We start from the raw sequence: 25991 nt of genomic DNA, 5'->3' as shown, positions 1-25991 counted from the left end.
TTTAAAACCAAAGTAGCAGCGCAATACAATGCAAAGAAGTTACCAATACAGTTAATGTAAATCTCATCAAAAAATAAGACTTAGTGAATGTTTGGTCATTGCCGCGGTAAAGCACATATTCTGCCAACAGTAAGGTTAAGTAACCTAATGGCAGGATCAGTAATCCGTAAAAAATAGGAAGTAACAAGCAACCGAAGGCCAATAAACAAAAAACGTTGCTGACAATTTGTTTTGATGGCAATGCACAGCGATGCTGTTCTAATTGATTAAGTACTTGGTGCTCCGATTTTTTATTCTCCTTGCAAATCGTATGGTCCTTTTGCCATAAGGTACCTGCAATAAAACTCAAAATAATGGCGCTATAAAAAACAAAACCTTGCTGCGGATCAACGGCGACGTTGTCCAAAGGAAACGTTGTTAACCATAAACACGCGATAAAAGGAATTAGTCCCAAATAACCTAGCCATTGCCATGTTTTCATTGAATGATATGTCCTTAATGTAGAGTACATCGTTTAGCCAAGGTGTGGTGAGCCAACTAAATTGAGTTCAACTAAAGAAGTGTCAGGTTTTGCATAACTTAGGCGCGACAATCGATGAGTTGAATGATAACTGTCTAAACCAGAAACAGTGACCGCACCTAACGACTCAATATCAATATAGCCATCGGGCTGAATAGCTTGCTCCGTACAGATAATGTCTGTTATCTCGCCGATAACCAATAGCGTGTTATTAAGCGTTATTGGTAGTATTTCTTTCAGTGCCACGGCGTACTTCAATTGACTTTCTTTCACAAACGGAGCTGATATATTGTCGATAAATTGCATGCTTAAAGCGACTTCTTCAAACTCACTCTGGTGTCTTTCATAACGAGCTGAAGTTTGGTGAGCCCCTTGCCAAAAATCTGTGTTGACTTGATTAATGGTATATTGACCCGTTTGTTGAATATTTTCTAAGGTATGTCGTTCGACACTGCTTGGACGCATAATAAATGCAACGAGGGCAGGCGAAGCTCCCAGATGAATGACCGAGCTAAATATTGCTAAATTAGTTTGGTCTTTATCGTTTATTGAGCCAATAAGATTAACGCTTTTAAAACCAGACAAACTATTAATTAACTTTGCCCTGTAGCGTGAATCCATATTGAGCAGCGCTTCGCGGGTGATGTAGGTCATAACAGCATTCCTGATAATTATTAACAGCTAATAATAAGTTACGTGTGCTTTGCAATTTAAGATCATTAATGGCGCTGTATAGGCAACAAGTTTCGCTGTTTAACTATTTGATGATTGTTGAAGTTCGATTATCTGCTTTTTAATCTGTTCAGCTTCGTTTGTTATCATCGCATAAGATTTAATATCACCATTTCTCTGTGCCAACATGGCTTGTTCAAGCTTAATTTCGTAAGCGTTATCCAGTTTTTTAATCGGATCTTTTTTAAAGATTGAAAACATTGTTGAGAGCATAATAATGCCTGATGTGTTAGTGGTATTAACGTATACGGTGTGAAATAGAAATTGGTTTTCTTTTGGCAGATTTAAGTTTGAATAGGCTAAGGAAAAACGATGAGGCTGGTATTATTTTTAGTGAACAGTAAAAACAAAAAGAGTAGGCGGTAATTACTGTTCATCTTTTATTATTGATGGTTTAGACAATAGTGATATTAGTTGACGGGATAAATAATCATCTTACCTATGCCCAATTTTCGTGGCGTATCGCCGAGCGCTGTTAGTTTTTCATGCAAATGCTTAAGATCTGTTACTGACAGCACTAATGACATTTCATTAGCATGATAAGTGCTTTCAACTGGGTAATCGACGTTGGCTTTGGTCGACATTTCGATGTGTGCTCCGAGAACGGCTAAAACCTGATGCTCCTGAGAAAAGCTTACTAGCCGTTGAATACTGTTTTTGTACACTTGCCAGTTACGTACATATAAACGCCCTGGATAAACGGAGTCGCCAGTTAACAACCAGGCATTTTGCTGATCGTAAAAGCTTATCGCTTGTGCTTGGTGTCCGGGAGTGGGAATAATGGTGACCGGTCTGTCTCCAAGGTCAAACTTTACGTTTTCTAAAGGCCAATTCGACAATGAAAATGCATCAACCAGTGCTTTAGTATCATGCGTATTAATCACCTCAGCATGTTTTAGTGCGCTAAATTGGTGGTCGGCGGCGATGTGATCGCTATGGCTATGTGAATGGGCGACCAGCAAAGGTAAACTCGAACTTGCTAGTTTTAGTTGTTTTGCTCGCTTTGCCATTATTAATTTTACTTGCTCGGCTAACGGGAATTTGTCTGGGTCAGCGGTCGCGCCAGTATCAATAAGTAAGGCACGTTCTTTACCAAATAAGAGATAAATAAAAGGGGCTTCATAATGCAAGCACTTATTTTGACGCAAGATATAACTGTCTAAATTATATTGATAAACCTCAATAGCAGGCTGTTGCGTTAAATGGCAGTTTTCTGCGCCGCTAAACCACGATTTATGTTTGAGCTTTTTGATATCTGAAAGTGCAGGATCTGCATGAGCGGAATAGCTGATGCTAGACATTGCTAATAACACTGCCAAGCATAGTATTTTGAAGTTCTTCATTAGTTAAAGTCCTGTGTTTCGATGTAATCAAAGCTAGCATCTAAACATTGAGCAAAGTGCTTTTTAATGATATTAGCCTCGCGTGCTATTGGCTGGTCGCAGCTCAGTGGCGTCGAATTTTCTTTTTGGGTGATATTAATAAAGCCAATGGCATCAAATGATGGTGCACTTTGAATTTTATGGGCAACAACTGCGGTGTTATCGCTAATGGCAATACGATAGAAAAGTGCGTTATTCGCGCTAAAGCTAGGCTCAACTTGTTCGCTAAGTATTTGTAGCTCAAAGTGTAATTGGGCTGAAAAAATAGCTTTACCACCACGTTCAAAATGACCTTCAAAAAAGGTGGTACTTAGTGAGAAACGCTCGCCGTTAATTAATCTGGCTAAATCAAAATTTTCCGGCAATACAGTTACTAGACCTTTTTCAAATAAAGGCGTTAATCGCTGCGGATTATCAAGTGTTACTTTATAGATAATTTGATAATTATGCGGATGAGCATACAAGGGTAAATGGCTGGCAAATAACCCCTCGTTGGCATTAAATAATAAAACCATGCCGTGTGATCCCATTAAGTTATGATGTTGATGAGGCTTGGGCTGATTGAATGCTGCGCTACTAGATGAAAAAAATACACTACAGATTAGGCTGAAGCACAATAAGATTGAGGTAATAACGTTAATAGGCATAGACGACATCGTTTGTTTGGTGAATCAAATAATGCGCTATAGTAGAATATTGATTGTTTATATATAATCGAATAATAAGTAGTTTTTGTTTCCATATGGGAAATGGTTATGCAGATTGAAGAGTTGCAACGTATTGTTCATTTGGCGCATTCACAAAATATTCAAGTAAGCGCTAATGCGTTAAATATTACAGCTGGTGCCCTGTCGAAAACGTTAAAAAAAATTGAACATAAGCTACATACAAAGCTGTTTGACCGTATTGGTCGCACGATAAAGCTCAATAGTCATGGCAAAAAATTTATTGGCTATGCCTTAAATCTCATCCATGAATACGAGCAAATGTGTAGTGAATTTACCGATAATCATGTTAAGTATCAATTGCACTTGTCGGGACCGACGGTGTTGTTAGAGGCAAGCTTACAACGCATTATTCCACACATACCTCAAGATAAAATAGCCATGACTGTCGATCCCATTTATGAAGGAGATGCGTTAGATAAACTCGAAAACGGTCAAGCTCATATCGCCATTGTCACCGATGCTGCGATCGCTGGCGAGAGCAAACCTGAATTAACGACCATTTCGCTAGGCAGTACTTGCAGTAAGCTTATTGCTTCACCTGAACATGCTATTTTTAACGCTTTTCCTGAAGGAAAGGTAACGATGAATGCGCTATTAACTCATGGTTTTGTCTGTCCTAACACTTCGCCATTTTGTGGCATAGCACGCGGGGTAGGTTCTGATGGCTGGCCCGATCATCAATTTTCGAGAAAAATTCCGTTTCGAACTGATGATATTAGTTCCTTATTGTCTGTGGTCAAGCAAGGCGCCGCGCTTGCTTATGTACCAGACGTGATAATCGATGAAGCTCAATTTCGCATTATTGAGCTTACCGATGTTGCCATTAACAATGTTGAAGCTTATTCATTAGTCTACCGCACAAGCACTGCCGATGGCTGGCTGAATCAACTGGTGACCGCGATTAAAAAACATTAACCGCGTTGAGCGCCTCAACTGAAAAACCTTGATCGTAAAAATAGACAATTTCACCTGCTTTGTTCAGTAGTATGACTCTGGCATTGTTTGGGTTTACATTGCCGGTAAAGGCTTGAACTTTATCACCATCTTTATACACAGAAACAACGCCTTGCCATAATGACTTTGGAATGCCAGCGCGCATACCGTTATCGATCATGGTGCTAAACATGCGTGGAAACATGCCTTGAATTGTCGGCACTTCATAAACAGGTAATTGGGTTTGTATCATATCTAAACCAATTAACCAGCGGTCAATATCAAACTGTGCATCTTGTTTGTAGCCGACTAATAGCAGCGTGAGTTCTTGGTCAAAATCGTTAGGAATATTAACGGTTTCTTTTGCTAGGCTTTGACCTGAAATCGCAGGAAAAATTTTTCCTTGCACGTTTTGGTTTTGATAGGTGGTACTGCAGCCGGTGATAACTAACAAGATAATACTAAGTAAGAAAAAACGCATAAATAGCGACTCGCTTTTTTTGATTGTGTTTAGATGATATTGATAAAGGTATTACGTTGCGAGTTAGTGTTTGGTTCACCAAAGATTATAATTTCTCGTAAAAATGAACTTTTATTGCTGCTTAACCGTACAGTTTGTATCAATAGCTCGCTAAACACCCTGAAAGAGCTTTTACAAATAATGATTATTTAAGGTGTAAAATGAATCAAGTTAACCCGAAAGCGTTATTGCATAGTAAGTGGACTAAGGTTGATGTGCGTAATAAAGAAAAACATTTTGCCGTGATTGACGTTACTTTTGACGAAAATCAACGGGTAACTGAGTGCATTATTGAAGCGGTTATTTCAGGTAATGAGTACTCAATAAATTGGCGCGATTTAAAAAGCCCGTCAAATTGGAAGATTGGCTGGCAGTAATAGCAACAGTGTGGAAATTGGCGCAATAACAACGAGTAAGTAAACCAGCTTACTCATTGTTAGCGGGTGGATAATTTTTTAATTGTACTGCTGAACTGAAACTGCTTAACTGCGCCAGTCTAGCCGCGAATAATTTTACTGCTTTAGGTAGGTATATCCGTCTAAACAGTCTTCATAAAAATCAATTAAATTAACACCTTCTCTTGGTTTTATTTTACCGCGCGCTATTTGCACGTCGATATCTTTTTTGATCACCTGAGCCATAATAGCTGGCGTATATTGCATGGTTGAAAGCACGTTATCAACTGAAGAACCTTTAACAACTTCTTCGATATAAAAGTCTTTAGGGTCATCGTCATAACTGACAATGTGCACTTCATTTAAACGCCCAAAGAGGTTGTGCATATCGCCCATCACATCTTGGTATGCGCCGGTTAAAAATAAGCCAATAAAGTAGTCCTCATCTGCTTTTAGCGCATGCATTGGAATGTTATCGGCGATAGATTCTTGGCCGATAAACTTGTCAATTTTACCGTCACTATCGCAAGTAATATCAACAATGCTGCATAGTTTGCTTGGTTTTTCATTAAGGCGAGAAATTGGAATAATAGGTAGCACTTGATCTATTGCCCACGAATCTGCGGCTGATTGGAAGACAGAGAAATTGGCTAAATACTGCGACGATAGCATTTGTGAGATATCGTTGAGATCTTCAGGGATAAAGTCGACTTCTTGCATTTGTTGCTGGATTAAATTAAGAATGCGCCAATACATGGTTTCCACTTTTGCCAATTCATCTAAAGTGAAAATGCCGAGTTTGAAAGCCTGCATGGCTTGCGATTTTAATTGCACAACATCGTTATAAATTTCTTGGTGATTATCGTTTTGTTCGCTATCGAGCAAATCTTGCTCTAACTCTCGAATATTACTGACGATAATATGTTCACCCGTGGATTTACGTGTTGAATATTGCGTGCCACTTGGGTGAATTTCGCCAATAACGTTAGTGATAACACATGAATGATGCGCGGTTATTGCTCGTCCACTTTCACTCACTAAATGCGGGTGTGGTACAGACTCTAAGTCGCAGTTTTGCTTAAATCCGTAAACAATATCGGAAACGTATTCACTTAAACTGTAATTACACGATGAATCGTTAGTTGATTGTGAGCCGTCATAATCAATGGCTAAGCCACCGCCAACGTCGACGTATTCAATTGGCACGCCTTGTTTTACTAACTTACTGTAGATCAGTGACGCTTCTTGTACTGCTTCTTTAATTGCCCGAATATCGGTAAGTTGGCTGCCAATGTGAAAGTGCAAAAGTTTAATGCATTCCGTTAAACCTTCCGCTTCTAGATAGGCAACGGCATTAAGGATTTCAGCGATACTTAAGCCAAATTTAGCGCGTTCACCGCTAGAATGCTCCCACTTGCCACGACCTTTGACCATCATTTTTACCCGTAAACCAATCACAGGCTTTACGTTTAATTTTTTGGATAGCTCGATAAGTTTAATCAGCTCGCTGTATTTCTCGATAACAATAATCATATTGCGATCGATTTTTAATCCTAATAAAGCCAAGCGTAAATATTCTTCGTCTTTATAACCATTTAATACGGTTAACGAATTTTTATTGGTATTGTAGGCAAGTGCTGCGATAAGTTCTGGCTTTGAACCGGCTTCCAAACCATAGTTATATCGACTGCCAGCATCAACAATTTCTTCAATAACTTCACGCATTTGGTTAACTTTTACTGGAAACACACCAAAATACTGACCTTCATAATTAGCGGCTCTTATGGTGTCTCGAAACGTTTCATTTAATAGCTCTACTTGCGAGCGTAAAATGTCATGAAAACGCACCACAACAGGTAGCTGAATACCTGAAGTATTAATTTCTTCGACAACTTCTCTAAGGTTTATTTTTAAGTCTGGCTGGTCATATCGAGGAATAACATGAATATCGCCAGAGGCGCCTATTTCAAAGTATCCGTTACCCCAACGTTTTACATGATAGGTGTTTTCAGCGTCATCAATTGACCAAGGTGTTAATGGAGTGTTCAATGTGCATTCTCTACTGATGATTTAAACAAATAATTAATTCGCGTACGACCTTGGCGGCAAAAACATCACTATTGCCAGTCGCGTCAATTTCGGGTGACAGTTCAACTACGTCACAACCGACAAGGTTTTTATTTTTTAATAGCTTGCAAAGACTAACAAAAGAGTGAAAATCTTCGCCGCCTGGTTCTGGTGTTCCCGTACCTGGAAAAAAGCTCGGGTCGAAATAATCTAAATCGAGGGTGAGGTAGATAGGGCGATCATCGGCTATTTCAGCAACCGACTGTAAAAATTCTGCGCGACTATTTTTAAGGGTGTTATTGGTGCGCATCCATTGGTATTCCTCTTTAGTGCCCGAGCGAATACCGTATTGAATAAGTTGATGCTGCGCCGAAAAATTATCATGCACACGTTTTATAATGGCGGCATGTGAATAGTGAAACCCTAAATATCCGTCGCGCAAGTCTGCATGCGCATCCAAGTGCAATACCACTAAGTTTTCATAGGCCTTTAAATATTGTGTAATTGGCGCATAAGAAATAGAGTGTTCGCCGCCTAAGGTTAGCGTTTTTATTTTATGCTTAGCTAAAGTTTCAGCGTTAAATTGCGTGCAGTAATCATTGCTCGCCACTTGCCACTGCTGCTCAATATCTTGGTGTGAGTCGCCACAAGGAATAATCTTAGTTGATAAGTTTCCTAAGTCATAAAAGCAAATATCGGCAATGTCGGCGTCTAGGTATGGAGAATATGACTCAATACCGTCAGAGACATTTCTTAATGCATTTGGTCCGGCTTTGGTGCCTTTGCGAAAGCAGGCGGTACCGTCGAACTCAAAACCTAAAATATATAGGCCATTTTCATGCAAGCAATCTGTAGGTTGTGCGAAGTCAAAACGCGTTTCAGGTTGAGAAAGCGTGATGCTTAGCTCACAAATTTTGTGGTTAGTATTCATTGTAAAAACTCAAATAATATACCAGCAGAAATAAATGTCGCATTATGCTTAAAAACGCCATAAAGTATAGCTTTTTATGCGTATAAAATTCACTCAATTATTAAGCGATTATCTATTGAAATCTACCTTTTTTTTTGTAAAATACCGCCTCTTTTTTGTGCCTAATAGTGACTTTATATTAGGGTTTTGCTTGAAATGTTTGGTTGGTAATGGTGCCGCTGAAAAGTAACGTTAGGAAAGTCTGTGTTTTTTGAAGGTTCAGAAAAAAAAGTTGAAGTACTCGTTCATAACGATAATTTTTCACTACTTACTGATATTAATGATGAATTTTGGGCTGAATTGGTAAATTGCTGCCATGCTAAAATATTGTCGAGTATTTCAAACGAGCAGTGCAAAGCGTTCTTATTGTCAGAATCTAGCTTGTTTGTTTGGCACAGTAGTTTTCTCATTTTAACGTGCGGTGAAACTAACTTAGTTAACTCAGTCGAATATTTCATTCAACAACTGGGTGTCGACAAGATAAAACACTTAACCTATCAACGTAAAAATGAATATTTTTCTCACGCCCAGCCCAGTTGTTTTGGCGACGACATTAAACAGTTAAGCCAATATATTGATGGCACGGCAATGCGCTTTGGTGCGATGGACAGCCATCATAATTTTGTTTTTCACCAAAACAATGGCTTTCAAGCGTCAGCGGAAGATAAAACCTATGAGATATTTGCTTATCAAATTAGCGAGCAAGCGTCTAAGCACTTAACCCGAGAGGGAGTAAATTCAGCCGATATTCGTCAGTTTTTACGACTGGAAGAGTTAGTGCCGGGGTTTCAAATAGATGATTTTACCTTTGAACCTTATGGTTATTCAGTTAATGCGATTTTAGCGGGTAAGTATTTAACCATTCATGTAACGCCGCAAGCCGACAGTAGTTATGTCAGCTTTGCGTCTAATTTAAATTTAATCGAATTATTGCCGATAATATTGGCGGTACTAAAGCCGGCATCACTTGATGTATTAAGCAATAATGAGCTCGAATTTGAAGCGCTAACTAAAGCGAATATTCCTTCAAACTACATTAGCCAATCTCTTGTACAGCAATCATTGACAACCGGTAGCGTGATTAATTTTGCTAACTATATATTACCTAAACAGCATTTTTCCCAAGCAGTAATACTCGATGTTAATGCTAATAATCATGCACTATAACAGTTATTATTTTGGCTGCTTGAACGTGATTGATTTTAAAATTTCTTTACCTTGCTCTTCCGCTAACGCTTCTTTGTAGATGATCAGCATCGAGAATCGTACTGTGCCGTTAACTTCTGGGATAGCTAGGCCGATACGTTTATCTTGAACAAATAACGTTCCAGATAAATCGTCTATGGTAACTGATTCTGTTTTTGCTTGTCGCAAATCATCTAATTGACTGGCGTATATGCTTAGGTCAAATAACACCACCATGTTGTCATCTTCTAGTTTTCCAGCCGTCGAATCTATTATCTGAATTTCGGCAGATTTTAGGCTTTCAGGGTGGATAAAACAAAACTCATTATTCGGGCAGCTTTTGGTCCAGCCAGCTTTTACTACTTGAGTTTGCTCGTCACTGCATGCGGTAACGCAAAAAAATAAAGTGAAACATAGCACTAATTGAACGGTTTTATTAATAGACATTTGCTTTCCCAACCTTGAACACTGATAAACAGTCTAGAGCGTGTTGATCTTTGATGTATGTTTTTGCAGCAGTATATTGCGTATTTATACAAGGCAGTGCCTATGCAGTGTGGTTGTTCCACATAAATAGGCGATAACGTAGTAAAAATAGGCAACAAAGGCTGTCACTAAGATTCGATTAAACGTGATTTACTCTCGTTATAGCGCATTTATATAGAATAACGATACTTCAATCGCTACGCATTTTTATCCTTTGCATAAAATCAGAATCACGTTTAATGAGAACAAAATTTATACCGCAAAGGTCAACACGCTCTAATGAGTATAACACTAAGTTTATACAAAGATTATTACGACGCTGGATCTTTTATCCAGCTTTTTGCTAAAAATTGTTGCAATACGGATGGGGTGAACAAGAAAGGAAATCAGTACTATTATACGCTTTGAAAAATTGAAAAGCATATAAAAGTACTGAGTATAATCGCAAACTATCTATCTTAAATTTTAATTAATATCGATTATTTTGCGCGTTTTTTACCCATTGAAAATAACAGGCCGCCAGACAGTAAAAACAATACTAAGGTGCTAGGTTCTGGTACCGATTGAATCGCTTCACGAACGATAAGCACAGGGTTAATGTCGACCCAAAAAAATTGACCGTCTGTTTGTACCAACGGGCTGTTACGAATAATGTTGACTTCGTTGTCGGTGATTAAGGTTTGGCCATTAAGCGCAGGGTCCATTAAAAATGCACCGTTAATGTGAGGTAGCCCTAAATTATGCCCTAATTCATGGGCGAGTAGTTCACCACCAAACCCACTTGCAGCAAAGCTAGACTCTACAACAAAGTCGTTACCTGGAAACTCACCACAACCAACTATGGCTGGGTTGATACCGCCACAGGCGCTGATGGTGTCAACAAAATAGAAGTTTACCACGGTTGCTAAACCAACATGTTGTGCGAATAAAGTGGCAATTTCCGCGTTAGTGTCAATATCTAACAAGTCTGGAAAAACCAGTTCGGTTGCAGCGCCGATACGAATATCAATCGGCATATTGCCAAAGCTTGCTTGTGAAAAAATAGCATCTAAGCTGGCTTCATTGGTGGTAATAAATGCGGCTTGGCTAGTGGCAGTAATCAACAATGATACTGACAGTACAAGTGTTTTGAAAAATTTCATCGGCATTCCTTTGGTGAGCATAATAAAAGGGTTAATCGTTAGAAGCATAAAGTAGACCATAAGTTTTATGTGACATAAATCATATAGTTACATTGTGCGTTATGCTAAGTTACTGATAGTTTGTAAAAATAGCTGACATTTCTTTAGGCAATAAAAAAGCACTAGATCAAGGTCAAGTGCTTTTAGAGATTACTATTTATTTAATGCTATTTTGAAAACTTACGAGAGGCAAAACCTAGAATTGCTAAAGCAAAAATAGCTAACGTTGAAGGCTCTGGTACTTGTGCTGAATGCGTCGAAAATTGTAACGCCCAGCTATTCACAAAACCTGAATCTGCACTCAAAGTATCTGTAACCGTTAATGCCCAGTCGCCTTGAGCAGATAAACCGTTAAACGCTGATAAGCTTTGCGAGGGTAAAAAACCATAGTTTGTTGAAGTGTCAGCAACTTGCGGCCAAGTTGGCGCAGTTGCGTACAGATCAGAGAACCAATCGTTTACCGCATCTTGTGGGCCGCCTTGGTTGTCTAAAATCAACACGTTAACACCGTTATGGCTCAGCATGACTTCAAAATCACCAATCCAGCTTGAAGTTGCATCAAAATATACCCAAACATTATCAATAATATCAGTGCTTGTTTCAGTATAAGTATCAGTTACGGTCGCACGGTCTGGAATAGATTGGTTAATTGCAATATCACCCGTTGAAATTATGCCGGCATTCGCAACACTGCTAAGTGTAATGACTAAGCTCGCTGCAATTGCTTTTAGTATGTTTAAACGCATTTCGTTTCCCTTAAAATTGTTTCAGTTATTGTTTTTTACTTTAATAACTTATTATTAGCACTTAACGTGCCATTATTAAAAACTGTTTTATTTCAAGGTGTTGTCGGAAGTTCGTTGTGCGCTGTAAACTAAGTGTAAAAATATTAGACAATGTTAAGTGAAAGCTTAACATTGTCATCATAGCCTATGATTTTTTATTTGAAATCCAAACCGTTTGATAAGGCGCTAAGAGAATTTCTTCCGTTAACTCCGTGATCTCTTGATGACTTATCAGCTCAATCCAAGACTCAGTAATAATCAAGTTAAGTTCACTTAGCGGTAACGCCAGTGGTTGATCAGAGATATTGCTGACACAAAAAATACTTTGTTTTCGATCTAGGCTTTGTCGCCAAAAGCCAAACAACTGTAAACCTAAATGTAGGGTAAATTGCGTGGCATTGGGGTGAAATGCCGGCTGTTTTATGCGAATATCTAACAACGCCTTTAAATGCGATAACACTTTTGCATGGTGTTTATTGTCATCATTTAACGCAGCTTCTAATAATGGCTGTTGCCAGCGATGGCGGTTAATCGCGCGATTATGTCCTGTTTGCGCGAGTTTTTGTTCATCGTTTTGTGTGCCCAACATGCTGTGTATATAAATACCAGGTATGCCTTCAAGGGCAAACATGATCGCGTGTGCGCAAATAAAACGATCAAAATTCCATTCGTCTTTACCTGCAACAGTACCTTGCATTGCGTCATACAATGCAATATTCATTTCATAAGCTTTTTGCTCACCATTATCAGATGTGCGCCACGATATTTTACCGCCAAAGTTTTCAATGGTGGTGATCAAGCTTGTCAGTTCTTCATCGTTTAATAAGCCTTCAGCTGGGCGCAACCCTATGCCGTCGTGCGAGGCAATAAAGTTAAAGTAGGTAGTACCATTTTGTGCTGGTGGCATGCTCATTAACCAGCGCTTTAAATATAAGCAATTGCCGGTTAATAGGGTATTTAATAATAACGGAGGTAGTGAAAAGTTGTAGATGGCATGTGCTTCGTTGGCATTACCAAAGTAGGTTAAGTTTTGCGTATTAGGAATATTAGTTTCGGTAATAATAATCGCGTTTGGCTGTGCCCATTCAATTAAAGTTCGTAGCAATCTTACAATTTCATGAGTTTCGGGTAAGTTAATCGATTTAGTGCCAACCACCTTCCAAATAAAGGCAATGGCGTCAAAACGAAATATTTTCACACCGGCATCAAGATATTGTCGAATAATGGTGACAAAAGCTTTTAGTACCGCGGGATTGCGAAAGTCAAAATCGACTTGATCATGACTAAAAGTACACCAAACATGTTGTTGTCCATTTTCAGTTTCGGTAGCTCTTAATAACGGTGAGGTTCTAGGGCGAACAACGTCTGAAATATCATCACTTTCTTTGGCGGTGAAAAAGAAATCGTGCCCTTCGCCTTGCCCTTGAACAAAGTGTTGAAACCAAAGGTTTTCGCTCGAGCAGTGGTTAATCACCAGATCAGACATTAAATTGCGACTTTCGGCAATCGCGCTTATATCTTGCCAAGTGCCTAGTGTTGGGTTGACGGCGGCGTAGTCAATTACCGCAAAACCGTCGTCTGAGCTGTAGGGAAAAAACGGCAAAATATGCACACCGTTAATGCTATCGCCAATATGATTATCTAAAAATGTTTGCAAGGTTTTTAATGGCGAGGTATCGGCTGAAATAACACTGTCGCCATAAGTAATTAAGATGGCGTCTTGCTCTGACCAATGGTTTGCGTACGGTACTGGCGCTTGACTATCATCAGACAAGCGCATTAAGTTTGCCAGCTCTAATGCGAGTTCAGCTATGGGTTGTTCAATGGCAACTTCCCGATAAATGAATGAAAGTTGCTGATTAAGTTTATGTATCAGTTGTTCGAAAACTTTTTCCATCGTTGCCCTCGCTTATAACTGGTTTGCAAATTCTTGATGATCTAATTCTACCGCTTCTTTTAACTGTGTTAATACGTCTGGCATTGCACTTACAACACGGTTCCATGATGGAATAAACGGTGTTTCCATCGGTTGTTCTAAAAAGGTATTGCCGGCAGCAAGTATATTTTCGGCGAACATTTCAACCGCTTTTTCTTCGTTATGAATATCAAGCGATAAGCCATTCATGATCGCGTCATTGCGATAAGTTTCCACGTAATCGAGCGCAATACGGTAATAAGTCGCTTTTAGTGTTCTGAATTTTTCGGCAGTGAAGGTTTCACCTTGAGTCGCAAGTTTACGGATAAATGCTTTACTAATATCAATCGACATTTTTGATAAGCCACCGGCAGTGCTGTCTAATGACAAGTCTTGATGCTTATGATCATACACATCAGCAATATCGACTTGGCAAATACGGTTCGAAGAATAGTTACGGTACATTTCCGACAATACACCAATCTCTAGACCCCAATCACTTGGAATGCGAATATCACTTAATACGTCACGTCTAAATGAAAATTCACCGGCGAGCGGGTACAAAAAGCTGTCCATGTATTCCAAATAATCACAATGACCGACGGTTTTTTTCAATGCTTTAATTAATGGCGTAACCAGTAAACGAGACACGCGACCATTAATTTTTCCGTCGGCAACGCGGGCATAAAAACCTTTCGAAAATTCATAGTTAAATAAAGGGTTGGCAACCGGGTAAAGTAAACGAGCAAGCAAGTCGCGCTCGTAGGTTAAAATATCACAATCGTGCAGGGCGACTGATTCCGCCTTACCTGATGCTAAGATATAACCCATGCAATACCAAACATTACGACCTTTACCAAGCTCTTTAGGAGCTAAGCCTAATTTTTGCAATTTAGCGTCAAGTGCTTGCAACCTTGGCCCATCGTTCCAAAGTACGCGGTGGTGCTGTGGTAACTGACCAAAAAACTTTAATGCATGTTTGTATTGATCTAAATTGGCGCGATCTAAGCCAATGACGATTTGTGATAGATATTCAACATCTTTAATTTTATTGATGATATCTGGCAGTGCCTTGCCTTCTAATTCAGAAAATAATGACGGTAAAATAAGCCCTAGTGGTCGGGTTTTTGAAAATGTTAGCAGTTCAGCTTCCATATCAGCTGGATCGCGCTGAGCTAAATTGTGCAAGGTGGTAACAACACCGTTTTGATAAAAGTCGGCCATAATAATTTACCTCAAAGTTATGCGATTAATTTAAATTGTTGTGATAAGAGTTGCTCGAGTGCTTGCGCCCAGCCTACGGGTCCAAAGCCTTGAGTTTGAATAACCTGCTCTTGGCGATTAAGCTCAGGAAATTGATGAACAGGAGAGCGTATTTGCACTGCGACTGTGGCGGCTTCTAGCATGGTGCTGTCATTTTCACCATCACCTAAGGCGATTGTGGAAATTGTGCTCTTGGTATTGGCTTGTTGGTATTGCTGAGCTAGCCAAGTGAGTGCTTGTCCTTTGTCGCTATGACCACATAAATGCATGAAACGTCCGCCATGTACTATGCTTGCGCCATGTTGTTCAAGTAGCTTGATAAACGCTTTTTTGCTTTTTTCATCGCCGAGCCATTTTATTGGTTCGCCGTATTGGCGCTGCTTGGCAAGGGTTGCATTTTCTGCGCTTAAGTTGGTTAGTGTAGAGACTTCATCAACTGTCATGGTAGAAAAGCTGGTGAACATCTCACTAAAAGGTGCAGAGTGCTTATCGAGCAGGTTTAACCAATGCGTTCTGTCTAAAGCAAATTCTTTACGCCAATAGCCATCAACTAAGTTTGTATCAGTTGGCTGTACAGCAAATGCGCCTTCTGGGATATAAACCGCGGCGCCATTTTCAACGATAAATGGGCAGTTAAGTTGTAATTGCTTAGCAATAACTTCGACTTCGGCTTTGGTTTTACTGGTGTTTAAAATCACCGGTATATTGGCAAGCTTTAGCTTGGCTAATGTCGCTTGTGCGGCACTCGACTCGTAGGTGAAGTGATCGAGTAAAGTGCCGTCTAGATCACTGAAAATTATAAATTTATCAGTGCTCATCTAAGCTTCCTTGGTGGTCATTTTGGCAATCTTTCTGTCGTAATCTAAATAAAAAATTGTATCGGCCGACTGGGAAACACTGTTACTGGCTTGCACACTTAAGCGCTGAAAATATTGGGTGAAATTCAATATTTGCGCTGGCGTCATGATTTTTGAATTTTCAAGATCTGGGTTTCTTGCTTGCAGCTTTTCTTCTTGTTCTAAACGCCACTTATAAACACAGTCAAATGACGGCGCTTGCAAGGCAATCCAATAATCCATTGCTTGATATAAGGGTTGGTAGAACGCTTTAAGTTGCTCATTTACATAACTGCGCCACTGACCATTGCTGTCGTGTTGCATTTCCAGCTCATTCATTGGCGTTTGCAGTTGTTCGTCGGTTTGCGCATTCACGCCCCAGCACCAACCCTCTAATAAAATAATATCGATTGGCTTGGTAATTTGTTGCCATTTTTCTTGTTCAAAAGGCTCATCTGTTGCTTTGTTAAATTTGGGAATGGTAAAGCCGGTTTCTTGATTCTTGAGTTTAGCAATGGTTTCACTCAGTGCGCTAACATCATGAGTACCGGGTACGCCACGTGTTGCTAATAGCGGATGTACTGATTCAGCCAGTGCTTTGCGTTGCTGTGATGGTAAATAAAAGTCATCTAACGACATCACCACAATGTTAAGTTGATATTGGCTGCTGAGGTGTTGCGCGAGAAAATCAGTAAAGGTTGACTTTCCACTGCCTTGGCAGCCATTAATACCAACAAATAATGGCGACTGTCCTTGCTTAAATTTGCCATAAATTTGTTCGGCGACGGGTAAATAATGCGCTTTCACTGTTGTGGTAAAATCGCTTGGTAACTGGTGTTCTTCAATAAAACTGGCTAGCAAAATAATATACCTCAAATGAATCCTTTGTTAATAAGGTATCAAATCTTATGCCATGTTTATTTTTTTATTAAAAACTTCATGCAGGGCTAACTATTGCTGAAATTTACGGCAATTGTTGAGATTTCCCTGTGGGTGATGATCATCAGTAAAGGTGGCATTGGCACGGTTTTTTTGCACTATAGTGGTGCAGAAAAAGGTAAGTGAATAATAATGCACTAACGGGGCTGTATTGATTAACTTGCTTTGATCACATTAGTCTTCGGTGATCGGGCATATTTCTTTGAATTTCTCAGGTGAAATACGTTTGAAGTTTACCGATCCTGTAGTATTTGTTAAAAAGCCGCAATAACGACCAAATAAATTACTAATTGGCATTTCTGGGTTAGATCTATTCCATTCTAATTCGACTATGCCATTAAAGTTCCAATCTTTGCCACCAATAAAATTAGAGTATTTATAAACTAATGAGCCGGTATTTTTATAAAAATCACTATGAAGAATTTCTTTGGCTTCGAAATAACGTTCAGGCGCTTTAACTTTATTACAAATCCAACCTCGAATTCGCAATTTGTTATCTTCGAGAATATCTATTTTAACAGCACGCGGTAGTGCATAGTCGATATCTGTGCTTGCATTCGCTTTATTTACTACATCGAGATAAACCCAATGGCCAGCAATAAGATTTAGAGACTGTCTAGCTCTAAGTTTATTGAGAAAAGAGATCAATCCGATAGATAAACCTGCGGAAAATAATAAGGCTTGTTCCGCAGTCATTTCAAAACTTTTGGGCAAAAATAAATTATTTAACATCTGAATTTGAAATGTTGCCAATACAATGGCTGATACTGCGACTTTAACAACATTAGAAAAGAAACTGTCGTTAAATAACCAGATACGCAATTTTTTCGTTATGTCTGCAAACTTTGATGATTTTACCTGCTTACGTTCTACTAAAATAAATTCTGTTGAATTATCTTCCCTGTCTTGTACGCTTTGACCCACTAGATGTAAACCTAATGCTAACCCAGCCGCTTTTGAGCAAATTATGGCAGTATTTTCGCTTAACTTTCCATTAGCTAATGCCTCAGCTGAAAGTGCCGTGTCAGCCATTTCTTTTAGTTCAATGTTACCTATGTGTTCACGGATATAATTTTTACACTGCTTTAATGCTTGAATATGCGAGGCGACGGTTGAGATTTGTTCAAGGTTGATACTATTATTTTTAACAAATAAGCAATGCTCTATTTTTAAAATATATCGATGCTTTACGTCCCAATCTTCAGAGAAAAATGCTTCGTATGTTTCTTTAACAATACCGCCGATAGTATTTTGTATGGCGACTACCCCTAAATTAATGTCACCGCTTGTGAGATGGCGAGCTACGTCTTCTGATGAAATTAAAGGGCACAACTGGTAATCATCAATACCATATTGTTCTAATAACCGACTGGCGGCTAATTCACTATAACTATTTGTTAGTCCTTGAAAACCTACTTTCATCGAATGATTTTTCTCCAGTAAAAAGTACAACTAGTCTGCGTTATGTTGTTGATGCAAGCAACTATTTTTTAGTGGGTTAGTTCAGCGTTCTAAACACTATTTAGAAATGCTTTAATCGACCTTTCAATATATTTTACCCGCTGGCTCGCTTGGCCATTGCGGTTTTTACAGAGGTAAACGGGTTCTGAAATTGAATGTGTTAGTGAATGAATATTAATTTTTTGTTGTGACGAGAAAGCATTTGCGGCGTGTGCAGGCAGCACGGTAAAACCTAAACCTCGACTAACTGGTTCTAAAATAGCACCGATTTGATTTGAAAAACCGTGCTTGGTAATTTGGCTAATATGTTCAAACTCTGGGTAGTTTTTACTTAATAATAATTGCGCATGGTGCGCCCCGTCGGGGTGACCAATAAAGCCAAGCTCATTGAGTACTGGCCAAGAGACATGTTCAACATTAGCGGCGGTAACTAATACCAAAGCTTCATTAGCGATTTGATGACGGGTAATTTTTTCTTGTCGTGACTGTTCAGTCATTAGCCCTAAATCACAGTCATGGCTTAACAGCGAATTTTCAATATCGGCATTGGGCGCAATAGTGTAATGCATGGTGAGTTTTGGATGCTTGGCTTGAATGTCGAGTAAATAGGGATAAAGCTTTAGGCCAATACTGCCGGGAGATTTAATTCGTATTTCGCCACAAAACTGGTCGTCATTTTTAATCGACTGCTCTAGCGCTTGCATTGATTGCAATAATACTTTGCCTTGCTGATACAGCTGCTTTCCTGCATGGGTTAAGGTGAAAGACTTGCCTTCTCTGATCAGTAGTTCAGTTGCTAAATGTTGTTCAAGCTTTTTAACGTGTTGACTAACGCCAGACTGGGTCATAAAGAGTTTATCTGCTGTTTGAGTAAAGTGCCCAACTTCAGTAAGTGTGCAAAATGTATGTAGCCAAGTCTGATTTATCATAACGATATGTACTTAATTAATGGGTAAATGATAATTTTGGTACATTAACATGCGTTAAAAATTTTAGCTATTTAACCGCAATTTTAGAGGGGCAATGGAGAACGATAGGGTGATTGGGCTAAGTTAGTTGTGGTTTGTTAGGTGTGCGCTTATATAAATAAGCACTTAATATCGCCGCAACTAAAAATAGCGAAATGCTGATCAAGAGTTGCTGCTTGTCTGCGAGTTTTACGCCATTGCCCATCATAGAAAAAATAAACATTTGTGGTAAAAATCCGATGCCAGAGCCCAATAAATAGGGTGTTAACGGCACTTTAGCAACACCGGCTAAAATATTTGTCAGTAAGTTACTTCCTGCTGGTAAGAAGCGAATAATTAAGGTTTTGGTAAAGGTGTCGTGACTAAAAAACTGTGCCAAAGACGTTAGTGCTTTAGGGTACTTTTTAGTGACAATGCCGGTTAACAATGCGCGCGAGGTTAATAGCGTAAGTAAGCAACCACTTAATGCCGCTGCTGTTGCTAGTAAGGCACCTGTAGTAATTTCAAGCACAAAACCGCAAGCAAAAGCGGCCACCTGTCGTGGTAAGCCGACGCTGGTTGCAAACGCTAATATAATAAAAAGCGTCGCGATGCCTAAGCCACCTGAAGGCAGTAATGCTAAGGCGTCTTGATAAAAACTAGAGTGGTTAAGGGAGTTGTAACTTAACCATAAGCTTAATCCGATCAAGATGCCAAATAGGGTTGTGATCAGCGCTAATTTTTTTGTTGTTGAAATTTTCACTATGGGTAAAAGATTAATTTTCTACTAAATCTTGCAGTAATTTTGCTTTTGCTAACTCAAATTCACGCTCGTTGATAAAGCCTTGTTGTTTGAGATTTACCAGCTTATCTAATGCGTCGACAATAGCAGTATCGGTACCTGAATTACTGTGTATTTGCTGACTATTTTTGTCAGTGTTTGTAGGTGCCCCGACATTTTTTTTGATTGGTGCAGGTTTTGGAGCCGGCTTTGACGTGGCTTTAGTGGTTACTTTTTTCTGTACTTTTTTCACCGTTGCTTTTGCCACAATGCGTTTTGCGGTATTTTCAGTGTTTAGATGCTCTGCAATAAACCAGCACCAATCAATGCACTGCTCGAGTGCTTTTTCATATTTTATTTTTGTTAGGCGTTGGTTGCCTTTACGGTAATAGAGGCAAATCGAAAATGTTTTATTATTCACATCGGTAATACTGATATCAAAATGACGAATTTTTCCGTCAATCATTTTATCGCGATACTCTTTAGCAAAAGCATTGCGTATCTCTGTTTCTATGGTTTCGTTAAAACCATTTTCAGCATCAGCATTGATTAAATTAATGCTGCTTTCGTTTAACAGTACTTCACTGGCGCTAATATCGTTAACAGCTAAAGTGGTTTTTACGGTATCACTATGGCGATCATAAAAAGCTAGCGTTTGTTGTTCATTGTCTAATTCAAAACGTGCAAAGGTCTTATATAAATGCCCATGATCTTTTTTGTTATTAGGACGAAATTTGAACCAATATACGCCTACACCTGCAAGTACCAGCAATAGTAAAATAAGCATGTTGTTAGCATTACTATTGGCGCTTTCATTTTGTTTTTCATTGCGTGTTTGAACAGAACCGGCTTGCTTACTTTGTGTCGACGACAATTCAATAATGTTGTGATTGTCTTGATCGTGAATCGCCAGTCGGTCTTCACCGTTCAAAAAAAGCGCGACCTTTGACGAAGATGTTAAATGCGCCAATGGCACATCTGCAACTAGGTTGCCTGCTTGCTGGTTTTGCTGCAATTGCGTTAACGGTATTGAAGACAACTGCCACGCTAAATTAGTATTTTCGCGCACTAAAAACAGCAGCTGATCACGTAATTCAGGTATTGCTCTGCCTGAATATAATATAGGTAAGCCAAGCTGTTGTTGCTCGCTCGCTTGCCACAATACGTGAGTGTTGCTATTGGTTTTGGTTAAAAAATTATCACCGATATTGACCAATGAAAGCTGATCAAGCCCTGCTTGATTATGATGAATAATAAACTGATTGGTGTTGCGCTTTTGCCATAAAAACTTGTTTAGTTTATTCAAACCTAAGGTAATAATTTCATTGTTAATCGTGGCATTGCTATTAAATGGGTTTGACGCAGGAATGGTGTAGCTTTTAAGGCCAAATTTTTCCGGGTTGATGCGCAAAATTGCGCCCGAATATAACGGTGCTTGCTGAGCAGCATCTTCACTGGTAATGGCAATATGCAATAAGCCGTAGTTGTCGTCCCACGACTGAACATAAGGATTAAAACCTAACTGGTTAATCGTTATTTGCTCTGAAGGTACATTTAGGCGCAACACTTCACGTTTGCTATTAATATCAATACTTTCTTTATTCGCTGGGTTTAGTTGCCATTGCAATACCACAAGATCAAAGGCATGTTTTTCTTCATTAGCCGTTAAGCGTATGGCTTTTAGCGCCGCATTATAGTGCTCAATATGTGCGGTATAAATTACGGCAGTGCCATTTTGTTCGCGTAAAGCGAAGCTTGGGTGCATTGCCATCGCGGTAAGTTTTATAAACTTGCTGTTATTGGCAAGCTTGTTCATTTCTAAAATGACATTGGCTTCAGGATAAGCGCTGGAAAAAAAGCTTAACTGGCCATGAGAATTACCCAGCAATACTTTTTCACTGTAACTAGGCACGGCAATGGGCGTTAACCATTGAGCCTGGCTGTTAAATGATTTTAGCGTGGCAACTTCGTTTACCTGAAAAGGCTGTGCATAGACTTGAGTCACCAGTAACTGAGTACTTAGTAAAAGATAAGCTGAAAAAATAGAGCTAATGCGCTTTAACAGGTTCTTTACAGTGACTGGGCTGGTAGTACTCATTTTATAAACTTATGTCCTTGGGTGCTCTTGATCCGTTTGATAGACAAGCCGCAATGGGAGATTGTTGGTTGGCTAAATACGATTGAGCAAACTGTAGCTTATTTTTAGCTACTTTTTCAACAAATCGACTTGTTTTGCTTCAATAAATTGAGATTTGTTGGCATCTTTTAGATAGTTTAGTTTGCCATCAACAACAACACTGTCGTTTTCTTGCGCATTATTTTTAATGTAACTGGCTTGTTTTCCCCATAAATGCACCGGTCTTTTGATTAAAAAACTACGTAACTTTTGGGTAATTGGCGAATAAACTTGATGGTTGATCTCAATGAAAAATTCGGCCAACTCGATGTTTTTCTCAGTGGTGACTAATTTCACCGCTGAAACAATACGGCCACAGCACTGCACTTGGTTTAATGATTGCGCGTAGCCTTTGTTATAACTTTGCGCAAAGGTTGCGTGGATAATTTCTCGGTCTGATTTTTTACTGTTAAGTAAATAACCTTGAATCAGCAGTACATCGCCTTTGTCGGCATGAATTAGCGCTTGTTCAACGGCATCGCCAATGACTTTAATCGTATGGAAGCTAGTCCATTCTTTAAATTTTTGACTGCTTTTGTCATACCAACGGCTGTGCGTTGCTAACGTTAACTCGGCAATAGCAACCACAGGGTTGGCTTGGTATCGAATTTCTGGTTTAGCAACTAAGTTACCAAGTAAAGTGACCGTACATAAATCGACGCTGTTAAAGGAGTTGTTCATTCAAACGCTACTATTATTTTCATTAACGCCTAATTTACGAGATGTCGGTTAGGCAAGCAATAGCAAACGTGAAACTTTATAACGTATCAGCCATAACCTTAGTAACGGCTTATCTTTAATTACTTATCAGCGTCTAATGACACTTTCGCCAATTTTGACTAAAATAGCGGCAACTTCACTTTCAAATAGCCTAGTTTATTTTGACAATAGCAATCTTAAATTATAAAAAAAATGGTGCTGTGCTACTGACCTGTTTAACCTTCTCATGGTCAACTTGGGCAGCGTCTGATGATGAAAAAGCGTGCTTGTTAGCGGCATTAGAAAATGCAGCCGATCAGGTAACTGTTGGTGAATTAAAAGCGGGTTGTCAAACTAAAAGCATTGAAGTTAGTGCCAATAAAACGCCAATAGCTGAAAAAGAGCAAGTGCCGGAAATTCCTTTTATTCATAGCCGCCTTGAAGCCGAGCGCCAAGTGTCGTTCAACCCTTATGTGATCACGCCACATAAAATGAATTATATTTTGCCAGCGACTTATACCAGTGATATGCACCATCAAGCTTATAGCGAGGTAAGCGAGTGGGGCGATCAACTGCAAGAATTAGAAGCTAAATTTCAGCTCAGCATTAAAGTTCCGCTTTATGAAAATATGCTAGTAGCCGGAGACCAACTGGCCTTTGGTTTCACTTTGCAGTCTTGGTGGCAGGTTTATAATCAAGAGCTATCACGCCCATTTCGTGAAACCAATTATCAACCCGAAATCTTTTATTTTATGCCGCTGCCATATCATCCACTTGGTGGTGATTCCGGTATAATGTTTGGGCTTGAGCACCAGTCAAATGGCCGCTCTCAACTTTTATCACGTAGTTGGAATCGTGTTTACGCCAATTACTTTTTTACCAAGCGTAATTTTATTTTATCGTTTCGACCCTGGTGGCGCATTCCTGAAGGTGACGTAAAAACAACGCCAGAAGAGTCGGGTGATGATAATCCTGATATACTTGATTATATGGGCCATTTTGAATTGATCATGGCTTATCATTGGGACGAATATGAGTTTTCGTTTACCACACGTGAAAATTTTAGTACCCACAATGGCGGTTTAGAGCTTGGTTTTACTTTTCCACTGTCAGGTCGTATGAAAGGCTATGTTCAATATACCCAAGGTTATGGTGAGAGCTTAATTGACTACAACCATTCCCAGCAACGTTTAGGTATTGGCATTGCCATTACCGATATTTTTTAATGGTTTTTATTAAGGATGTACATGTTTTTGTTTGCTTATTCAAACAATAGATTAGTTATCACTTTGTGTGCTTTATTGGCAGTACAAGCAAATGCTTGGGCTTTTTCGAATCAAAATAATACGGCAGATGAAAAGAATGAGCAGTGGTTAAAAGAACGCTTTTATGAACAACATCAAAAGCTTATTCCTGTTGTGGCGGTAGCGGATATGTTTTATGCCTGCAATTTAGAGCGAAAGGTTGATGATAACAATCACCCGATTAGCTATCTGGTCAATAAAATGGATAAGCAGTTATTAGCTGAGCAGTTACAAAAGTGCTTAGCGGGTGATGATTTAAAGTCAGACGTCGCCATCAACTTTGGCTTAAAGGGCTGTTTTCATGAACAATTAGCTGAATTGCCAGAAGCTGAACGTCAACAAAAATTTAAACTAGTGAAACAAGCGATTGGCTCTTTATCTAAAGAACAGCGCCAACAAAGCTTAACGCAATGCGTAACTGATCAAGCGATTAGTTACCTTAAATAAGCTGAGCTCAGGTTAAATCAACTAAGTTATTTTTTGTCGTTATTAAATGAACTCGGTAAGATCTCAACGCCGACCATGCGGCCGAGTTTTATTACAAGCGGAATAGTGATCGGGGCAAAAGGTAATACCGCAAATACGCCTAAACCTAAGCCTTTTAGTAAGTCGACAAACTGCTTATTTGCTGCCTGCATTTCTTCTGCGCTTGCCTGCCTTTGAGTATATTTTTTATAGGTGGCAAGCATTTCTTTGGTTTCTTGCTTTTCTTGCGCTAAGGCAGATTTTATTTGCACCATGGCGCGTTTTAAACGTGTAGCACTGCGCCTTCGTGAAATACGAACAACTCTAATAGGCGCTTTAGCAAAATATATCCACACTCTCATACGACAATTTTCGCACATAGTTTCTCATATGTATGTAGTTGTCTGGATAATAATGCAACAACAGTTTGCTACTGAGTTGATTAGTATAAATAATGAGATAAATGATAAGCTGCTATTCACTGTTCATAGTTTGTAACAAATGCGTTGTTTTAAACTAGCGGTTATTTTTTAATTCTGCCTTATTATTCTTTATAGTGTATGCAAGGTAATAATGAGAGAAACATCATGGGACATGAAACACCAAAAATTTTAGTTATTGACGATGACATGCGACTAAGAGCTTTGTTAGAACGCTATTTAGTTGAGCAAGGTTTTGTGGTGCGAAGCGCAGCGAATTCTGAACAAATGGACAGGTTACTCGAGCGTGAAAACTTTCACTTATTAGTGCTCGATTTAATGCTGCCGGGTGAAGACGGCTTATCTATCTGCCGACGCTTACGTCAAGACGGTAACGACATTCCAATTGTGATGTTGACCGCTAAAGGTGATGAGGTTGACCGCATTATTGGTTTGGAAATTGGTGCCGACGATTACATGCCTAAGCCCTTTAACCCACGTGAGTTATTGGCACGTATTAAGGCGGTTTTGCGTCGTCGAGTACAAGAGGCTCCAGGCGCGCCATCACAAGAAGAAAACATTATTACCTTTGGTGAATATCAATTAAACCTAGCGACACGTGAAATGTTAAAAGGTGATGTTAGTATGCCATTAACCAGTGGCGAGTTTGCCGTGTTAAAGGCACTTATTACCCATCCGCGCGAGCCTTTATCGCGTGATAAATTAATGAATTTAGCCCGTGGTAGAGACTATTCAGCACTTGAGCGCAGTATAGATGTACAAGTATCGCGTTTACGTCGCATGCTTGAAGTTGACCCCGCTAAACCGCGCTATATTCAAACGGTTTGGGGCTTAGGTTATGTCTTTGTGCCAGAAGGTAAAGCCGTTGCCTAGTTGCGTTT

27 protein-coding genes are annotated in these 25991 nt (G+C 39.3%); 6 read left to right on the top strand and 21 right to left on the bottom strand.

The window, feature by feature from the left end:
* Window position 1: 1 nt before the first annotated feature.
* From ACRRSQ_RS18160 to ACRRSQ_RS18140, 5 genes are all read right to left on the bottom strand, one after another.
* Complete coding sequence (locus ACRRSQ_RS18160) at window positions 2-481, bottom strand: DUF3429 domain-containing protein (protein WP_440877201.1); 480 nt, start codon at window positions 479-481, stop codon at window positions 2-4.
* A 33-nt stretch (window positions 482-514) separates the two neighbouring features.
* A complete protein-coding gene (locus ACRRSQ_RS18155) occupies window positions 515-1174 on the bottom strand; it encodes a flavin reductase family protein (RefSeq protein WP_440877200.1) in 660 nt (219 codons plus the stop codon).
* A 99-nt stretch (window positions 1175-1273) separates the two neighbouring features.
* Window positions 1274-1453 (bottom strand): DUF6435 family protein, encoded by a 180-nt coding sequence (locus ACRRSQ_RS18150; protein ID WP_440877235.1) that lies wholly within the window; start codon window positions 1451-1453, stop codon window positions 1274-1276.
* Between the two features lie 209 nt (window positions 1454-1662).
* Entirely contained in the window at window positions 1663-2553 is an 891-nt protein-coding gene (locus tag ACRRSQ_RS18145; RefSeq protein ID WP_440877199.1) for an MBL fold metallo-hydrolase, read from the bottom strand.
* A gap of 41 nt (window positions 2554-2594) precedes the next feature.
* Window positions 2595-3149 carry a hypothetical protein gene (locus ACRRSQ_RS18140; RefSeq protein WP_440877198.1) on the bottom strand — a complete coding sequence of 185 codons (555 nt, stop codon included), beginning with the start codon at window positions 3147-3149 and terminating at the stop codon, window positions 2595-2597.
* A 240-nt stretch (window positions 3150-3389) separates the two neighbouring features.
* Between ACRRSQ_RS18140 and ACRRSQ_RS18135 the strand changes: the two genes are divergently transcribed.
* A complete protein-coding gene (locus ACRRSQ_RS18135; protein WP_440877197.1) occupies window positions 3390-4277 on the top strand; it encodes a LysR family transcriptional regulator in 888 nt (295 codons plus the stop codon).
* On the opposite strand, the gene ACRRSQ_RS18130 is transcribed toward ACRRSQ_RS18135, so the two are convergent.
* Window positions 4264-4776 (bottom strand): hypothetical protein, encoded by a 513-nt coding sequence (locus tag ACRRSQ_RS18130; protein ID WP_440877196.1) that lies wholly within the window; start codon window positions 4774-4776, stop codon window positions 4264-4266. The genes ACRRSQ_RS18135 and ACRRSQ_RS18130 overlap by 14 nt on opposite strands.
* Before the next feature lie 200 nt (window positions 4777-4976).
* On the opposite strand from ACRRSQ_RS18130, the gene ACRRSQ_RS18125 reads away from it, so the two are divergent.
* Complete coding sequence (locus ACRRSQ_RS18125) at window positions 4977-5192, top strand: TIGR02450 family Trp-rich protein (protein WP_440877195.1); 216 nt, start codon at window positions 4977-4979, stop codon at window positions 5190-5192.
* Window positions 5193-5327: 135 nt separating this feature from the next.
* Here the strand turns inward: ACRRSQ_RS18125 and speA are convergent, their stop codons facing one another.
* Together speA and speB are read right to left on the bottom strand one after the other, a co-directional pair.
* Complete coding sequence (speA, locus tag ACRRSQ_RS18120) at window positions 5328-7259, bottom strand: biosynthetic arginine decarboxylase (RefSeq protein WP_440877194.1); 1932 nt, start codon at window positions 7257-7259, stop codon at window positions 5328-5330.
* A 10-nt stretch (window positions 7260-7269) separates the two neighbouring features.
* Window positions 7270-8208 carry an agmatinase gene (speB, locus tag ACRRSQ_RS18115; protein ID WP_440877193.1) on the bottom strand — a complete coding sequence of 313 codons (939 nt, stop codon included), beginning with the start codon at window positions 8206-8208 and terminating at the stop codon, window positions 7270-7272.
* A 243-nt stretch (window positions 8209-8451) separates the two neighbouring features.
* Between speB and ACRRSQ_RS18110 the strand changes: the two genes are divergently transcribed.
* Window positions 8452-9414, top strand: a complete 963-nt coding sequence (locus tag ACRRSQ_RS18110; protein ID WP_440877192.1) for an adenosylmethionine decarboxylase — start codon at window positions 8452-8454, stop codon at window positions 9412-9414.
* A gap of 6 nt (window positions 9415-9420) precedes the next feature.
* Here the strand turns inward: ACRRSQ_RS18110 and ACRRSQ_RS18105 are convergent, their stop codons facing one another.
* The 12 genes from ACRRSQ_RS18105 to ACRRSQ_RS18050 all read right to left on the bottom strand — a co-directional run bounded on the left by ACRRSQ_RS18105 (window position 9421) and on the right by ACRRSQ_RS18050 (window position 22883).
* On the bottom strand, window positions 9421-9879 hold the full coding sequence (locus tag ACRRSQ_RS18105) for a hypothetical protein (RefSeq protein WP_440877191.1): 459 nt from the start codon (window positions 9877-9879) through the stop codon (window positions 9421-9423).
* A gap of 518 nt (window positions 9880-10397) precedes the next feature.
* Window positions 10398-11060, bottom strand: a complete 663-nt coding sequence (locus tag ACRRSQ_RS18100; protein ID WP_440877190.1) for a PEP-CTERM sorting domain-containing protein — start codon at window positions 11058-11060, stop codon at window positions 10398-10400.
* 206 nt (window positions 11061-11266) lie between these two features.
* Entirely contained in the window at window positions 11267-11845 is a 579-nt protein-coding gene (locus ACRRSQ_RS18095; RefSeq protein ID WP_440877189.1) for a proprotein convertase P-domain-containing protein, read from the bottom strand.
* Between the two features lie 184 nt (window positions 11846-12029).
* A complete protein-coding gene (locus ACRRSQ_RS18090; protein WP_440877188.1) occupies window positions 12030-13781 on the bottom strand; it encodes an alpha-amylase family glycosyl hydrolase in 1752 nt (583 codons plus the stop codon).
* Window positions 13782-13793: 12 nt separating this feature from the next.
* On the bottom strand, window positions 13794-15023 hold the full coding sequence (locus ACRRSQ_RS18085; protein WP_440877187.1) for a glycosyl transferase: 1230 nt from the start codon (window positions 15021-15023) through the stop codon (window positions 13794-13796).
* 17 nt (window positions 15024-15040) lie between these two features.
* On the bottom strand, window positions 15041-15880 hold the full coding sequence (locus ACRRSQ_RS18080) for an HAD-IIB family hydrolase (protein WP_440877186.1): 840 nt from the start codon (window positions 15878-15880) through the stop codon (window positions 15041-15043).
* Window positions 15881-16774, bottom strand: coding sequence for a kinase (locus tag ACRRSQ_RS18075; RefSeq protein WP_440877185.1), 894 nt, complete (start codon window positions 16772-16774; stop codon window positions 15881-15883).
* 237 nt (window positions 16775-17011) lie between these two features.
* Entirely contained in the window at window positions 17012-18259 is a 1248-nt protein-coding gene (locus ACRRSQ_RS18070; RefSeq protein WP_440877184.1) for a prephenate dehydratase, read from the bottom strand.
* A gap of 89 nt (window positions 18260-18348) precedes the next feature.
* Window positions 18349-19227, bottom strand: coding sequence for a LysR family transcriptional regulator (locus ACRRSQ_RS18065; RefSeq protein WP_440877183.1), 879 nt, complete (start codon window positions 19225-19227; stop codon window positions 18349-18351).
* A gap of 118 nt (window positions 19228-19345) precedes the next feature.
* Entirely contained in the window at window positions 19346-20008 is a 663-nt protein-coding gene (locus ACRRSQ_RS18060; RefSeq protein ID WP_440877182.1) for a TVP38/TMEM64 family protein, read from the bottom strand.
* 13 nt (window positions 20009-20021) lie between these two features.
* Window positions 20022-22124, bottom strand: coding sequence for a hypothetical protein (locus ACRRSQ_RS18055; RefSeq protein ID WP_440877181.1), 2103 nt, complete (start codon window positions 22122-22124; stop codon window positions 20022-20024).
* Window positions 22125-22232: 108 nt separating this feature from the next.
* Complete coding sequence (locus ACRRSQ_RS18050) at window positions 22233-22883, bottom strand: single-stranded DNA-binding protein (protein WP_440877180.1); 651 nt, start codon at window positions 22881-22883, stop codon at window positions 22233-22235.
* 200 nt (window positions 22884-23083) lie between these two features.
* Between ACRRSQ_RS18050 and ACRRSQ_RS18045 the strand changes: the two genes are divergently transcribed.
* Window positions 23084-24127 (top strand): phospholipase A, encoded by a 1044-nt coding sequence (locus tag ACRRSQ_RS18045; RefSeq protein ID WP_440877179.1) that lies wholly within the window; start codon window positions 23084-23086, stop codon window positions 24125-24127.
* A 21-nt stretch (window positions 24128-24148) separates the two neighbouring features.
* Window positions 24149-24652, top strand: coding sequence for a hypothetical protein (locus tag ACRRSQ_RS18040; protein ID WP_440877178.1), 504 nt, complete (start codon window positions 24149-24151; stop codon window positions 24650-24652).
* A gap of 26 nt (window positions 24653-24678) precedes the next feature.
* Here ACRRSQ_RS18040 and ACRRSQ_RS18035 read toward each other — a convergent pair whose 3' ends face one another.
* Window positions 24679-25050, bottom strand: a complete 372-nt coding sequence (locus tag ACRRSQ_RS18035) for a hypothetical protein (RefSeq protein ID WP_440877177.1) — start codon at window positions 25048-25050, stop codon at window positions 24679-24681.
* Window positions 25051-25257: 207 nt separating this feature from the next.
* Here ACRRSQ_RS18035 and ompR point away from each other — a divergent pair, with 207 nt between their 5' ends.
* A complete protein-coding gene (gene ompR, locus ACRRSQ_RS18030; RefSeq protein WP_440877176.1) occupies window positions 25258-25983 on the top strand; it encodes an osmolarity response regulator transcription factor OmpR in 726 nt (241 codons plus the stop codon).
* Window positions 25984-25991: the final 8 nt, after the last annotated feature.

The sequence above is a fragment of the Thalassotalea sp. PLHSN55 genome (assembly GCF_052030545.1).
Taxonomy (GTDB): Bacteria; Pseudomonadota; Gammaproteobacteria; order Enterobacterales; family Alteromonadaceae; genus CANMXU01.
The sequence above is the reverse complement of the archived record's forward strand: the minus strand, read 5'-3'. Positions and strand labels throughout refer to the sequence as shown.